This is a genomic window from Microbacterium sp. CnD16-F, from assembly GCF_024124465.1.
In the GTDB taxonomy this organism is placed as follows: domain Bacteria; phylum Actinomycetota; class Actinomycetes; order Actinomycetales; family Microbacteriaceae; genus Microbacterium; species Microbacterium gawkjiense.
The window spans coordinates 1-12,985 of the sequence record NZ_JAMXSA010000067.1 but is presented as its reverse complement, the minus strand read 5'-3'; the positions used below and the strand labels follow the sequence as shown (position 1 = coordinate 12,985).

16 protein-coding genes and 1 pseudogene are annotated in these 12,985 nt (G+C 70.8%); 12 read left to right on the top strand and 5 right to left on the bottom strand.

Going from position 1 to position 12,985, the window contains the following annotated elements:
* The 3 genes and pseudogenes from NH287_RS13625 to NH287_RS13615 all read left to right on the top strand — a co-directional run.
* Positions 1-286 (top strand): annotated as a pseudogene (locus NH287_RS13625) (2-phospho-L-lactate guanylyltransferase); the annotation flags it as partial.
* Between the two features lie 4 nt (positions 287-290).
* A complete protein-coding gene (locus NH287_RS13620) occupies positions 291-1,121 on the top strand; it encodes an aldo/keto reductase (RefSeq protein ID WP_253036051.1) in 831 nt (276 codons plus the stop codon).
* Positions 1,122-1,123: 2 nt separating this feature from the next.
* Positions 1,124-1,276 (top strand): hypothetical protein, encoded by a 153-nt coding sequence (locus NH287_RS13615; RefSeq protein ID WP_253036050.1) that lies wholly within the window; start codon positions 1,124-1,126, stop codon positions 1,274-1,276.
* A gap of 37 nt (positions 1,277-1,313) precedes the next feature.
* Here the strand turns inward: NH287_RS13615 and NH287_RS13610 are convergent, their stop codons facing one another.
* On the bottom strand, positions 1,314-2,102 hold the full coding sequence (locus NH287_RS13610; RefSeq protein ID WP_253036049.1) for a siderophore-interacting protein: 789 nt from the start codon (positions 2,100-2,102) through the stop codon (positions 1,314-1,316).
* Positions 2,103-2,211: 109 nt separating this feature from the next.
* Here NH287_RS13610 and NH287_RS13605 point away from each other — a divergent pair, with 109 nt between their 5' ends.
* The 4 genes from NH287_RS13605 to NH287_RS13590 are packed head-to-tail and all read left to right on the top strand — an operon-like array spanning position 2,212 to position 5,942.
* Positions 2,212-3,198, top strand: coding sequence for a siderophore ABC transporter substrate-binding protein (locus NH287_RS13605; RefSeq protein ID WP_253036048.1), 987 nt, complete (start codon positions 2,212-2,214; stop codon positions 3,196-3,198).
* Positions 3,195-4,184 (top strand): ABC transporter permease, encoded by a 990-nt coding sequence (locus NH287_RS13600; RefSeq protein WP_253036047.1) that lies wholly within the window; start codon positions 3,195-3,197, stop codon positions 4,182-4,184. Before NH287_RS13605 ends, NH287_RS13600 begins: the two co-directional genes overlap by 4 nt.
* Entirely contained in the window at positions 4,177-5,190 is a 1,014-nt protein-coding gene (locus tag NH287_RS13595; RefSeq protein ID WP_253036046.1) for an iron chelate uptake ABC transporter family permease subunit, read from the top strand. The genes NH287_RS13600 and NH287_RS13595 overlap by 8 nt, the downstream gene beginning before the upstream one ends.
* Positions 5,187-5,942: an ABC transporter ATP-binding protein gene (locus NH287_RS13590; RefSeq protein ID WP_253036045.1), complete on the top strand. Its 756-nt coding sequence runs from the start codon at positions 5,187-5,189 to the stop codon at positions 5,940-5,942. Before NH287_RS13595 ends, NH287_RS13590 begins: the two co-directional genes overlap by 4 nt.
* On the opposite strand, the gene NH287_RS13585 is transcribed toward NH287_RS13590, so the two are convergent.
* From NH287_RS13585 to NH287_RS13575, 3 genes are all read right to left on the bottom strand, one after another.
* Positions 5,939-6,151, bottom strand: a complete 213-nt coding sequence (locus NH287_RS13585) for a hypothetical protein (RefSeq protein ID WP_064003883.1) — start codon at positions 6,149-6,151, stop codon at positions 5,939-5,941. The two genes, NH287_RS13590 and NH287_RS13585, sit on opposite strands and share 4 nt — an antisense overlap.
* A gap of 24 nt (positions 6,152-6,175) precedes the next feature.
* The gene (locus NH287_RS13580) at positions 6,176-7,111 is read right to left on the bottom strand and encodes a DNA-3-methyladenine glycosylase (protein ID WP_253036052.1); all 936 of its coding nucleotides are present in this window, start codon (positions 7,109-7,111) and stop codon (positions 6,176-6,178) included.
* A 70-nt stretch (positions 7,112-7,181) separates the two neighbouring features.
* Positions 7,182-7,907, bottom strand: a complete 726-nt coding sequence (locus NH287_RS13575) for a winged helix-turn-helix domain-containing protein (RefSeq protein ID WP_217529269.1) — start codon at positions 7,905-7,907, stop codon at positions 7,182-7,184.
* 424 nt (positions 7,908-8,331) lie between these two features.
* Here NH287_RS13575 and NH287_RS13570 point away from each other — a divergent pair, with 424 nt between their 5' ends.
* A complete protein-coding gene (locus tag NH287_RS13570; RefSeq protein ID WP_253036044.1) occupies positions 8,332-8,631 on the top strand; it encodes a GNAT family N-acetyltransferase in 300 nt (99 codons plus the stop codon).
* A gap of 4 nt (positions 8,632-8,635) precedes the next feature.
* Here the strand turns inward: NH287_RS13570 and NH287_RS13565 are convergent, their stop codons facing one another.
* Positions 8,636-8,968: a hypothetical protein gene (locus tag NH287_RS13565; RefSeq protein WP_253036043.1), complete on the bottom strand. Its 333-nt coding sequence runs from the start codon at positions 8,966-8,968 to the stop codon at positions 8,636-8,638.
* 119 nt (positions 8,969-9,087) lie between these two features.
* Here NH287_RS13565 and NH287_RS13560 point away from each other — a divergent pair, with 119 nt between their 5' ends.
* The 4 genes from NH287_RS13560 to NH287_RS13545 form a co-directional block, all read left to right on the top strand.
* Entirely contained in the window at positions 9,088-9,345 is a 258-nt protein-coding gene (locus tag NH287_RS13560) for a hypothetical protein (protein WP_253036042.1), read from the top strand.
* Positions 9,346-9,428: 83 nt separating this feature from the next.
* Positions 9,429-10,910: an MFS transporter gene (locus NH287_RS13555; RefSeq protein ID WP_253036041.1), complete on the top strand. Its 1,482-nt coding sequence runs from the start codon at positions 9,429-9,431 to the stop codon at positions 10,908-10,910.
* Positions 10,911-10,965: 55 nt separating this feature from the next.
* Positions 10,966-12,114, top strand: a complete 1,149-nt coding sequence (locus NH287_RS13550) for an exonuclease SbcCD subunit D (RefSeq protein WP_253036040.1) — start codon at positions 10,966-10,968, stop codon at positions 12,112-12,114.
* The coding region (locus tag NH287_RS13545; RefSeq protein ID WP_253036039.1) for an AAA family ATPase at positions 12,111-12,985 on the top strand (875 nt) is incomplete at its 3' end. The genes NH287_RS13550 and NH287_RS13545, both read left to right, overlap by 4 nt.

Sequence of the window (12,985 nt, the reverse complement as noted above, 5' to 3'; positions counted from 1 at the left end):
CGCCCTCGCCCCCGCGGAACTGTCGGCCGCACTGGCGACGGCGTCGGCGGCGCCGCGAGCCGTGATCCCGGATGCCGCAGGCACCGGCACGACGCTCCTCACCGCGCAAGCGGGTGTGCCCTGGGCGTCGGCGTACGGTCCCGATTCGTTCGCACGCCACCTCGCGCTCGGCTGCCGCCCGATGCCGGTGCGGGCGACATCGGGGCTGCGGTGGGACCTCGACACGCCCGACGACCTGGCCGGACTGCTGCCGCGAGCGGGGGAGCGCGTGCGGGGCGTAGCGTGAACGCATGGTCACCATTCCCACGGTCTCCCTGAACGACGGCACCGCCTTCCCCCAGCTCGGCCTCGGCACGTACAACCTGCGTGGCGAGGACGGCATCCGCTCGATCGTCGCGGCCGTCGAGGGCGGGTACCGCCTGCTGGACTCGGCGGTCAACTACGAGAATGAGCGCGAGGTCGGCGAGGCCGTGCGGCAGAGCGGCATCCGTGACGACCTCATCGTCACGACGAAGGTCCCCGGACGCGACCACGGCTACGAAGAGACCCGCCGCAGCGCCGAGGGCTCGCTCGAACGCCTCGGACTCGACCGCATCGACCTGTACCTCATTCACTGGCCCAACCCGAGCGTCGACAAGTACGTCGACACCTACCGCGCGATGGTCGACTTGCAGAAGGAGGGTCGCGTCGGATCGGTCGGCGTCTCGAACTTCACCGAGCCGATGCTCTCCCGCATCATCGAGGCGACCGGTGTCGTCCCCGCCGTCAATCAGGTCGAGCTGCACCCGTATTTCCCGCAAGCGGCGCTGCGCGCCTTCCACGTCTCGCAGGGCATCCGCACCGAGAGCTGGAGCCCGCTCGCCCGGCGTTCCGAACTGTTGAGCGAGCAGATCGTGCGCGACGTCGCCGCCGCCCACGGGGTGACGCCGACGCAGGCGGTGCTGCGCTGGCACGTGCAGCTCGGCAGCACCCCGATCCCGAAGTCCGCCGATCCCGTCCGCCAGGTCGAGAACGCCGACGTCTTCGGGTTCTCGCTCACGGACGACGAGGTGGCGGCGATCTCGGCCCTCGAGCGCGGCCGGCTGTGGGACGGCGACCCCGACACCCACGAGGAGATGTGATGATGAGCGGACTCTTCGGCTGGCACCTGCTGATCATCCTCGCCGTGCTCGCGCTCATCGCGCTCGTGGTCGTCGGGATCTACTGGGTCGTGCGTCTCGCAGCGCGACACGGCGCGGACGACTCCGCCCGTCGGCGTTCGGGCGCGGGCGGCTGAGCGATCCCCGCCCGCCGTCACGCAGGTGACCTGACGGTCAGTGGGGCGCGTGGTACTCGGCCTCGCCGCTCTTCCAGTAACCCTTCACGACCACCTGGTCGGATGCCAGGCCCCACCGCTCGAGCAGCAGGCGTCGCCCGGACTTCACGATCCCCTGTTCGGCGGCGACGAAGCCGAACACGTCGCCGTCGGGGCGATCCTGCTCCGCGAAGCGGTCGAGTTCGGCGGCGAGGGCCACACCCGGGAACGCGTCGCCACGGTGCACGAACGAGACGTCCACTCCGCGCGGCGCCGCCACCGGCAGCTCGTGGGCGGCATCCGTCACCTCGATGAGGATGCGGCCGACCGCGTCCGCGTCCATCAGCGCGGCGAACCGACGGATCGCGGGCACGGCGGTCTCGTCGCCGGCGAGGAACCAGGCGTCGGGACGGCCCGCGATCACCATCGAGCCGCGGGGTCCGCCCACACCGATCGTCGAGCCGAGAGGAGCGGATGCCGCCCACGGCGCCGCGATGCCCTGATCGCCGTGCACGGCGAACTCGACCTCGAGCCATCCGGCCTCGGCATCCCACGCCAGCGGCGTGTACTCGCGGCTGGGTGACTGTCGGATCGCGTCGAGGTCGACGGCGGACTCGGCGGGGAAGAACAGGCGCATGTGATCGTCACTGCCGAGCGACGTGAAACCGCGCAGGTCGTCGCCCTCGAGGCGGACGCGCACATACGTCGATGTCTCCCACGTTCGGGCCGCGAGGGCGGCGCGGCGGAAGCGGAGGTCGAGCGGCTGTCGCTCCAGCCGGAAGGAGGGGGCGGACTTGACGAAGCTCACACAGGTAAGGCTAACCTAAAACTGCCTGGCACTCGCCGGCGATCCCCTTCCGACCGACGGCGCCAGCGTGCTCATACACGCCCGCTCCGTCGACGACAGGAGCAGTCACATGCGCAGCATCCGTCCCCTGACCGCCACTCCGCTGGTCGCCCTCGCGGCACTCGCCCTTGCGGGGTGCGCCGGCACCGCCGCCGACGCCGAGCCGGCCGCCGAGACCGACACCGAGACGGTCACCGTCGAGGACAACCACGGCGAGCAGACCGTCACCACCCCGCCTCAGCGGGTCGTCGCCACCGACAACCGCACGATCTCGATGCTCGACTCCTGGGGGGTCCCGGTCGTCGGGGCGCCGCTCGACATCTTCCCCGACGGTCTGTCGTTCAAGGACGACCCCGCCGTCGCGAACCTCGGCAACCACAACGAACCCGACCTCGAGGCGGTCGTGGCCGCCGACCCCGACCTCATCGTCAACGGGCAGCGCTTCTCGAGCTACTACGCCGACTTCGAGACGCTCGTCCCAGACGCCGCCATCGTCGAGCTCGATCCGCGCGACGGTGAGCCTCTCGATGAGGAGCTGCGTCGCCAGGTCACGACCCTCGGCGAGATCTTCGGCAAGCAGGAGGAGGCCGCCGCCCTCGTCGCCGACTTCGACGCTGCCATCGAACGGGTCCTGGCCGCCTACGACGACAGCGAGACCGTCATGGGTGTGATCACGTCCGGAGGTGAGATCAACTACGCCGCGCCGACCACGGGTCGCACGCTCGGACCCGTCTACGACATCCTCGGGCTGACGCCGGCGCTGGAGTCCGACGGCTCGACCGATCACCAGGGCGACGACATCTCGGTCGAAGCGCTCGCCGCCGCAGACCCCGACTGGTTCCTGGTGATGGATCGGGATGCCGCGGTCAGCGTCAACACTGATGAGGCCTACACCCCGGCGACCGACATCCTCGCCGGATCCGAAGCGCTGCAGAACGTGACCGCCGTCCGCGAGGGCAACATCGTCTACATGCCGCAGGGCACCTACCTGAACGAGGGGATCGAGACGTACACGACGTTCTTCGAGGACCTCGCGGACGCCCTCGAGAGCCGGTGACCCTCACTCTCGAGCACCCGGTGAACAGGCGCCCGCGCGGGCGCCTGTTCACCTGGCAGCTTCTGCTCGGCGCTGTCGTCGTCGCCGGGCTCGTGGCGCTCTCCCTCTTCGTCGGCGTCTACGACGTGATCGGCGAGGAGGATGGCGCGGAGATGTTCGCGATCACGCGCATCCCTCGGACCGTCGGCCTCGTCCTCGCCGGCGCAGCGCTCGCCATGTGCGGACTGGTCATGCAGCTGCTGACCCAGAACCGGTTCGTCGAACCGACCACCACCGGGACCACCGAGTGGGCGGGCCTGGGACTCCTGCTGGTCATGCTGCTCGTCCCCGACGCGCCCCTTGTGGTGCGCATGATCGGCGCTGTCGCGATGGCCTTCGTCGGGACCATGCTCTTCTTCCTGTTCCTGCGCCGGGTCATGTTGACCTCCTCGATCATCGTGCCGATCGTGGGGATGATGCTCGGCGCTGTCGTCGGCGCGGTCTCGACCTTCTTCGCGCTGTCGACGAACCTGCTGCAGAGCATGGCGATCTGGTTCACGGGCTCGTTCACCTCCGTCCTCCGGGGGCAGTACGAACCGCTGTGGATCGTGCTCGTCGTCGTCATCGCCGTCTTCATCGCGGCCGACCGCTTCACGATCGCCGGGCTCGGCGAGGACGTCGCGACCAACGTCGGACTGGACTACCGGCGCATCGTTCTGCTGGGCACGGTGCTCATCGCCCTCGCCGCCGGCGTCGTCACCGTCGTCGTCGGCAACCTGCCCTTCCTCGGACTCATCGTCCCGAACGTCGTCTCGCTGATCCGGGGGGATGATCTGCGGTCGAACCTCCCGTGGGTCGCGCTCGGCGGCATCGCACTGATCACTGCCTGCGACATCCTCGCCCGCGTCGTCAACGCACCCTTCGAAGTACCCGTCTCGCTGATTCTCGCGATGGTCGGCGCCGTCGTGTTCATCGGCCTTCTGCTGAGGCAGCGTCGCCGTGGCTGAGGTCGTCGCCCTCTCCGGTGCGTTCCCGACGGCGACCCGCGCGCGCCGCTACGCCGTGACCGTGGCGGTGCTCTGTGTCCTCGCCGTGGCGGTGGCGGCCGGCATTCTGCTCTGGGACAACCCTGCCCCCACGGGCAGCGACGGCTTCTGGCGCATCGCACAGTTGCGCGTCACGAGTGTGATCGTGATCGCGATCGTCGCCGTGTGCCAGGGGATCGCCACCATCACCTTCCAGACCGTCACCGCGAACCGCATCGTCACGCCGTCGATCATGGGCTTCGAGTCCCTCTACACCGCGATCTCGACGGCGGCGATCTTCTTCTTCGGGGCCGCCGGTGCGCTCCTCGTGCAGGGGCCCGGTCCCTACCTGCTGCAGATCGCGGCCATGCTCGCCTTCTCGGGAGCCCTGTATGGATGGCTGCTGTCGGGGCGCTATGCCAACGTGCAGATCATGCTCCTCGTGGGCATCATCCTCGGAGGCGCGCTCGCCGCCTTCTCGACGTTCCTGCAACGGTTGCTGACGCCCACCGAGTTCGACCTGCTGACGGCGCGACTGATCGGCAGCGTCGCGAACGCCGACGCGACCGACCTCCCCATCGCGCTGCCGCTCGTCGTCACCGCCGGTGGCCTCCTGGCCTTCGGTGGCGGGCGACTCAACCTCCTCGGCCTGGGGCGCGAGGTCGCGCTGAGCCTCGGGTCGTCCCAGCGGCGCGACTCGATCCTGGCCCTCCTGCTCGTCTCGGTTCTGATGGCCGTGTCGACCTCGCTCATCGGTCCGATGACGTTCTTCGGGTTCCTCGTCGCGATGCTCACGTATCAGCTGGCCGACACCTACGACCATCGGCGGATGTTCGCCCTCTCCGGACTCGTCGGCTTCGTCGTGCTCGGCGGCGCCTACGTCGTGCTCAAGCACGTCTTCTACGCCGCCGGCTCGGTCGGGATCATCGTCGAGATCGTCGGCGGCACGCTCTTCCTCATCCACCTGCTCCGAAAGGGACGCCTGTGATCTCGCTCACCGCCGTCGAGAAGCGCTACAGCACCGAGGTCGCGATCGGTCCGGTCACCCTCGACCTGCCCGCCGGTGGCATCACCGCCCTCATCGGACCCAACGGCGCCGGGAAGTCGACGCTCCTCACGATGGTCGGACGCCTCCTCGCCGCAGACGAGGGATCGATCTCGGTAGGAGGACACGACGTCGCCGCGACGAAGTCCCGCGAGCTCGCGAAGGTCATCGCGATCCTGCGGCAGGAGAACCATTTCGTCACCCGGCTCACGGTGCGTCAGCTCGTCGGCTTCGGACGCTATCCGCACTCGCAGGGTCGCCTCACCGTCGTCGACGAGGAGATCATCGATCGGTCGATCGACTTCCTCGGCCTGCGCGGCCTCGAGGGCCGCTACCTCGACGAGCTCTCGGGCGGACAGCGGCAGCGCGCATACGTCGCGATGGTCCTCGCGCAGGACACGGAGTACGTCCTGCTCGACGAGCCGCTCAACAACCTCGACATCCAGCACGCCGTGCAGATGATGAGCCACCTGCAGCGGGCGGCGACCGAGCTCGGACGGACGATCGTCGTCGTCCTGCACGACATCAACTTCGCCGGCCACTACGCCGACCGCGTCTGCGCGATGAAGGACGGTCGGGTCGCCGCCTTCGGCACGCCGGGCGAGATCATCCGCGCCGACGTGCTCACCGACATCTTCGAGACGCCTGTCGATGTCGTGGACGGCCCGCGCGGGCCCCTCGCCGTCTACTACTAGAGCTGCGCGCCGTCGTCGTCGCGGTCGTAGATGCCCTCGTTGCGCCCGCGGCGCGACTCGTACGCGATGAGCCAGCCGATCGAGATCGCCGCGGCCAGCACGAGACCGATCCACACGTTCTGCAGGATCAGTCCGAACAGGATGCCGCCGACGAACAGCAGCACCGTGCCGATCACCCAGAACCGTCGTCCCCGCTGCCGCTGCGCCATGCGCCCAGCCTACGGGCGGGGTCCTCAGCGGGCCCGGTGATCCTCCGGCGCGAGGCGCGGACCGCGCCGCGGCTCCACGACGCCGCTCGCACCGATCAGGCGGATCACCCGCTGCCGGTGGCCCTTCCACGGTTCGAGCAGCTCCCGCATCCCGTCGTCGTCGACGCGCGATCCGGTCAGCGCGTACCCCACCTGGTGGGCGACGTGATAGTCCCCGAAGCTCACGGCGTCGGGGTCGCCGAAGGCGCGGATGCGGGTCTCGGCGCTCGTCCAGACGCCGACGCCCGGCAGGCTCGTGAACACCCGGTCGCGTTCGTCGCCCGTGGTCGCCGCGACGGCGGCGCGTGCGATCGAGGTGCGGCGGCGGGCGGCATCCACGATCGTTCGGGACTGCGGCGGCTCGAGCCCCGCACGATGCCACGACCAGCTCGGGATCATGCGCCAGTCCGCCGGCGGCGCGTACATCGGCCGCGGCGTCGGGCCGGGGGCGAGCTCGCCGTGGTGCGTCAGGATCCAGCGCCACGCGCCGAACGCCTGCAGCCCCGTCACCTTCTGCTCGAAGACACTGCTCGCCAGCGCGTCGAAGACGAGGTCGGTGGCGCCGATCCGCAGGTCGGGTCGCCTATGGTGGGTCGCCGCGATGAGCGGATGCCGCGACGCGTCGAACCCCTCGGGGTCGTCGCCCGCGCCGCACAGCCGCGGCATCTGATCCAGCGTCCACGCCGCGCCAGGACCCCACGCCGCCGCACGCACCGTCCGGAGCCCGGGCCGGATCGCGATCGTGGCGATGCCCTCCGGTGTCCGCGTCGCGCGCCAGATCACGCCGTCGACCGTGGTCTGCGACGGGTCGTGCGCGCCCCGCTGCTGATAGCGCATCGCGCCCGCCGCATCGGCCGGGACCTTCGGTCGGTACTCGGCCTCGAGCGGCTTCACCGACGAGGGCGGCGGCGGATGCGGCATCCGTTCGCGCAGTCCCGTCCTCATGCCGACACCCTACGTCCGGGTGCTGACAGCGCACCCGGCGCGGCGGTCAGAAGCGGTCAGGCGAAGGGGTGCCGTGGCCGTAGCGGATGACGACGTCGGCGTGGCGGTCGAACCGGTAGCCGATTCCGCGCACGGTGCGGACGATGTCCTCGTAGCGGCCGAGCTTCGAGCGCAGGCGGCGCACGTGCACGTCGATCGTGCGCTCGCCGGGAGCGTCGTCGCCGTCGGCGTGGCTCCACAGCGACGAGACGAGCTCGGTGCGCTCGATCGTGCGACCTTCGCGCAGCACGAGGTACTGCAGCAGCTCGAACTCCTTGAACGTGAGCGCGGCGGTCTCACCGTCGATGTGCACGCGACGCCGGGAGATGTCGATCGTGACGCCACCGGGGACGTGCTCGTCGAGCGGCTCTTCGGGCTTCGTGCGGGCGACGGCGGCCGGCTCGTGCAGCGCGAGGCGCACGACGTCGACGTCACGGCCGCCGGCGCCGACGGGGGCGAGGGCGACGGTCGCGTGCGTCTCGGCGGAGGGCGCGAGCTCGGCGATGGTGCGGCGGAGCGCGTCGACGATGACGGAGAGGCTGACACCGTCGGCGGCGGCCTTCAGCTCGTCGAGGCCGACGTAGAGGGCGAAGCCCCGCGGCGCGGTTCCGGCGGGCAGTCCGCTCGCGGACGGCGCGGGGCGGGGCGCGGCGGGGCGGGCCGGAGCGATGTCCTCCACGGCGCGGAGGTGACGGGGGGCGGTGGGAGCGGAGAGGAGAGCGGAGGTCGACATGGCGATGTCCTTCGAAGGGGGGAACCCGGAGCGGGACGCGGGTTCGGGAGTGTTGCGCGGATGGCCTCACTGGGGCCGATGTGCGAGACCACCGGCATCCGCGTTGTGGGCGGAGGAACCGGAGCCTCGGGGGTCGGACGACGCCGTGTTCAGAAACGGCGGCGCGACCCGGCGGGGATCACCGTGTCAGCGACACATTCGGCAACACATGACAGCACGCTGCGGCATCATGATGCCGGCAGTTCCGTTCGCCTCCCGGGCGGACAGAGTGCGTGCGAAGTCAGTCATGTGGCCGATTATGACGAAGCGCGTCGCCATGTGTCAAACCGCCCGCCCTCGACAGCGTCCGCATGACGGAATGTGACAGATTGCTCAATCCGCTGGGCATCGTCCGCGCGTCGCCGGATCGGCGTAGCGTGATCGCATGAGCGACCTGATCTTCACCGATGAGAAGGATGCCGCGCGCTACACCCTGCACCGCGGCAAAGACCTCGTCAGCGTCCTCGATTACAACGACGACGGCCGCACCGTGGCCCTCACGCGCGCCTACACGATCCCCACGTTCCGAGGGTCGGGCTACGCCGGCGAGCTGGTGCGCCGCGCGGTCGACGACCTCGAGCGACGCGGCGACCGTCGTGTCATCCCGGTCTGCTGGTACGTCGCCGACTGGTTCGAGGCGAACCCCGGACACGAGACGCTCCTGCAGGAGCGTCGCACGGCCTGAGCGATCAGGCCTCGCCGGGTCGCGGATCGCGGATCCGCCACCCGACCCGCTCGAGTGCGCCCTTCAGGCGGTCGGCCGCGGCCCGTGCGACCTCGCCCGACTCGTCCGAGCAGACGTCGATCGCGAGAGGCGGCGGATCGCCGAACTTCGGGATCTGCACCTCGGCCCATGCCCCCGGCGACAGGCTGACGCGCGGGTAGGCGGTGCGCGCATGCTCGACGACACCGTCGCACGCGAACGCGATCGTCTCGAGGGCATCCGGCTTCGCGATCGGCAGATCGACGACGAGGGTCACCACGAAGGGCCCTCCCGCCGTGTCGCGCCCGTGTCCCGACATCCTGCTCCCTTTCCGTGTCCTCCTCGTTCGTAGCCGTCCCGCGGCGACGCGGTCAAGCCCGTCGACGGCGACGCCGCCGCACCGGACGATGGCTGCACCAGATGACGGAGGAGACGGCCATGGAACACGACGCGGACGACCGGACGAGCGAGGCCGCCCCGGCCGGCGGCTGGTCGGAGGACGAGTCCTCCATCATCGCCTCGGGCGCGGTGACGAACGAGGAGAAGGAACAGCAGGATGCCGCCGACCGCGGTCGCGGTGAGGGTGCGCCCATGCCGGATGCCGCCCCCGACCCGTTCGTCGAGAGCGCCGAGATCCAGCAGGGGCTCGACCCCGACGTGCTGACCGACGAGCAGGCGGAGCGTCGCGCCGAGTGACCCTGGTGGCGGGGTGGTGCGCGCCGCGGCATCCTGAGTGCGCCCGCCTCGAGCCACCGCCGGGCCGGTAGCGTGGGACGGTCATGACATCCCCTGCCACCGCCAGCATCCCCCTCTCCTCCTCGCAGCGCTGGCGGGCCTTCTGGGTGTGCGTCTCGGTGGCGGCGTTCACGATCCTCGACCTCAGCAAGGTCAACGTCGGTCTTCCGGCGATCGAGGCGTCGCTGGGCGCGACGTCCACGCAGCTGCAGCTGGTCGTGTCGGGCTACATCCTCACGTTCGGTCTCGCGCTCGTGCCCTTCGGGCGGCTCGGCGACCAGCGGTCGCGCAAAGTTTTGTTCGTCGTCGGGCTGAGCCTGTTCACCGTGACGAGCGCGGTCTGCGCGCTCGCCCCGAGCATCGAGGTGCTCATGGCGGCGCGGCTCGTCCAGGGCATCGCGGCGGGCATCCAAATGCCGCAGGTCATGGGCACGATCCAACAGCTGTTCACCGGCAAGGAGCGCGGCCGCGCGTTCGGTCTGTTCGGGGCGACGATCGGCATCGCCACCGCGTTCGGCCCCACGCTCGGTGGCCTGATGATCGCGATCGGCGGCGAGACCGACGGCTGGCGCGGCATCTTCTGGTTCAACGTGCCGCTGTGCCTGCTCGTGCTCGCCGGGGTGATCTGGATCCTCCCGCAGACCCGTCAGGCCAGCGGCCTGCCGCTGCAGCTCGACCCGGTCGGCATCGTGATCTTCGGACTCATGATCGTCTCGCTCATGTGGCCGTTCCTGTTCACGACCGGCTCACCCGAGGACGACCCGAACCGGTGGTGGCTGCTGACCGCGTTCGTCCTGTTCGCGGCGCTGTTCTTCTGGTGGGAGCGGCGGTACGCGGCATCCGGTCGTCAGCCCCTCATCCCGTTCCGGATGTTCCGCATCCGGTCGTTCCGCAACGGCACGCTCGTGGTCGTCGCCTACTTCACGGCGATCCCGCCCATGTTCCTGCTCGGCACGCTGTTCCTGCAGCTCGGGGTGGGCCTCGAGCCGGTGTTCGCCGGCATGGTCTCCATCGGATTCGCCGTCGCGAGCGCGGCGAGCTCGTACTACGGCGGTCTGCTCGTGAACCGACTCGGCCGGCAGCTCGTGACGATCGGGCTCGTGACGGTGCTCGTGAGCGTCGTCGCGCTGACCATCGTCGCCTACACGATGCCACGCGAGACCGTCGCCTACGGCATGGCCGCGGCGCTGCTCGTCGCCGGGGCGGGCGGCGGGCTCGTCGTCTCGCCCAACCAGACGTTGACGCTGTCCGAGATCGCCGTGCGCGAGGGCGGCCTCGCCGGCTCGGTCGGACAGCTCGGGCAGCGCGTCGGGACGGCGGTGGGCACGGCGATCGGTCTGTCGCTGTTCTACGCGTCGATCTACCGCGAGAAGGATGCCGGGCTCGACTCCCTCGCGGTGTACCACGACGCGTACGCCTACGGCATGGCCGCGGTCGGCGTCTTCCTGGCGATCGCGACGCTCGTCTCGGTCGTCGACCTCATCGGGCTGCGACGCCGCGGCACCCTCGTCCCGGGCACCGACTGACGCGGTCCCGGCACGCCTCGGGGGCGATGTCCGAGGCCCGATCTACCGTGTGAGCATGCGCATCCTGCACACCTCCGACTGGCACATCGGGCGGACCTTCCACGGTCACTCCACGCTCGACGCCCTCCGCGGCGTGCTCGACGAGCTGACCGCCCAGGTGCGCGCGCACGACGTCGACGTCGTCATCGTCGCGGGCGACGTGTTCGACTCCGCGACTCCCGCCGCCGCGTGCTACACCCTGCTCTCCGACGCGCTCCGCGGCATCGCCGACGCCGGCGCCCGGGTCGTCGTCACGAGCGGCAACCACGACTCCGCCGCGCGGCTGGGTTTCCAGGCGGGGCTGCTGCGCGACGGCATCCACGTCCTGACCGATGCGGATGCCGTCGGCACCCCGCTCACGATCGACGACGCCCACGGGCCGGTGCACTTCTACGGCATCCCGTACCTCGAGCCCGCGCTGCTGCGGCACCGGTGGGAGGGGGTCCGCACCCAGGCCGCGGTCCTCGGCCGGGCGATGGACCTCGTCCGCGCCGACCTCGCCGAGCGGGGTGGCCGCTCGGTGGCGATCGCGCACTGCTTCGCCGCGGGCGTCGAGCCGACGCCGCACCTCGAGCGCGACATCCAGCAGGGCGGGCTCGACGTCGTGCCGCTGTCGACCTTCGACGGCGTCGACTACATGGCGCTGGGGCACATCCACGGGCGCCAGCGGCTGGCCGAGAACGTCTGCTACGCCGGGGCGCCGCTGCATTACAGCTTCGGCGAGGGCGACAAACCCCGCGGGTCGTGGCTCGTCGACCTCGACGCCGACGGACTCTCGACCGTCGAGTGGCTGGCGCTGCCGGTGCCGCGCCGGCTCGTGACCCTCCGCGGCCCGTTCGCCGACATCCTGGCGGACGAGGCGTACGCCGACGCCGAGGACGCCTGGGTGTGCGTCGAGTACACCGACGACCTCCCCGAAGCCGACCCGCTGCGCCGTCTGCAGCAGCGCTTTCCGTTCTGCGCCAAGGTCGTGCACGCCCCCGCCGTGGTGCGACAGGGCGACCGGCAGAGCTACGTCGAGCGGGTGCGCGCGGCGCGCACCGACCGTGAGCTCGTCGAGGCCTTCCTCTCGCACGTGCGCGAGGGTCAGGGGGCGACCGAGCGCGAGGCCGAGATCCTCGAGGACGTGCTCGACGAGCGGGTCCGCCAGGAGGCACTCGCGTGAAGCTGCACCGCCTCGAACTGACCGGCTTCGGGCCGTTCCGCGAGCGCCAGAGCGTCGACTTCGACGCGTTCGACGACGACGGACTCTTCCTCATCTCGGGGCGGACCGGCGCCGGCAAGTCCAGCATCCTCGACGGGGTCAGCTTCGCGCTCTACGGCTCGGTGCCCCGGTACGACGGGGGCGACCGGCGGCTGCGCAGCGACCACAGCTTCCTGACCGACCCGACCGAGGTGCGGCTCGAGTTCACCGTCGGCGGCACGCGGTGGCGAGTCACGCGCGCGCCGGAGTACGAGCGTCCCGCCAAACGCGGCGGCGGCCTCACCGTCGAGCCCGCGCGAGCCGAGCTCGAGGAGTGGGTCGATGGCGCCTGGGTGGGGCGCGCGGCGAAGCAGCGCGAGGTCGGGCTCGCCCTCGACGAAGTGCTCGGGCTCAGCGCGCAGCAGTTCCAGCAGGTGATCCTGCTCGCGCAGAACAAGTTCTCACGGTTCCTCCTCGCGCCCAACGCCGAGCGGCAGCAGCTGCTGCGCACCCTGTTCGGCACGAGGCGGTTCGAGGCCTACAAGGAGGCACTCGAGGAGCGCCGCCGCGACGCGCAGAAGCGGCTCGACGAGAGCAGCACCCGCGTCCGGACGCTGCTCGACGTCGCCGAGCGCGAGATCACCGAGCACGGACTCCATCCCGCCGACGGCGGCGAGCCGCCGGCCGAGGCGGACGTGCTCGCGCGGACGTCCGCGGTCGAGCGCGCGCTCGTCCGGGCGGAGTACCGGGTCGAGGCCCGCGGCAACGAACGAGCGCTCGCGACCACACGCGCCGACGCCGCGGTCGCCGAACACCGACGACTCCTCGAGGTCGCCCGGCGGCTCGCCGACCT

Coding starts and splice junctions, on each gene's coding strand:
- NH287_RS13620 (WP_253036051.1), top strand. CDS start 291: ATGGTCACCATTCCCACGGTCTCCCTGAACGACGGCACCGCCTTCCCC.
- NH287_RS13615 (WP_253036050.1), top strand. CDS start 1,124: ATGAGCGGACTCTTCGGCTGGCACCTGCTGATCATCCTCGCCGTGCTC.
- NH287_RS13605 (WP_253036048.1), top strand. CDS start 2,212: ATGCGCAGCATCCGTCCCCTGACCGCCACTCCGCTGGTCGCCCTCGCG.
- NH287_RS13585 (WP_064003883.1), bottom strand. CDS start 6,151: ATGGCGCAGCGGCAGCGGGGACGACGGTTCTGGGTGATCGGCACGGTG.
- NH287_RS13580 (WP_253036052.1), bottom strand. CDS start 7,111: ATGCCGCATCCGCCGCCGCCCTCGTCGGTGAAGCCGCTCGAGGCCGAG.
- NH287_RS13575 (WP_217529269.1), bottom strand. CDS start 7,907: ATGTCGACCTCCGCTCTCCTCTCCGCTCCCACCGCCCCCCGTCACCTC.
- NH287_RS13570 (WP_253036044.1), top strand. CDS start 8,332: ATGAGCGACCTGATCTTCACCGATGAGAAGGATGCCGCGCGCTACACC.
- NH287_RS13565 (WP_253036043.1), bottom strand. CDS start 8,968: ATGTCGGGACACGGGCGCGACACGGCGGGAGGGCCCTTCGTGGTGACC.
- NH287_RS13560 (WP_253036042.1), top strand. CDS start 9,088: ATGGAACACGACGCGGACGACCGGACGAGCGAGGCCGCCCCGGCCGGC.
- NH287_RS13555 (WP_253036041.1), top strand. CDS start 9,429: ATGACATCCCCTGCCACCGCCAGCATCCCCCTCTCCTCCTCGCAGCGC.
- NH287_RS13550 (WP_253036040.1), top strand. CDS start 10,966: ATGCGCATCCTGCACACCTCCGACTGGCACATCGGGCGGACCTTCCAC.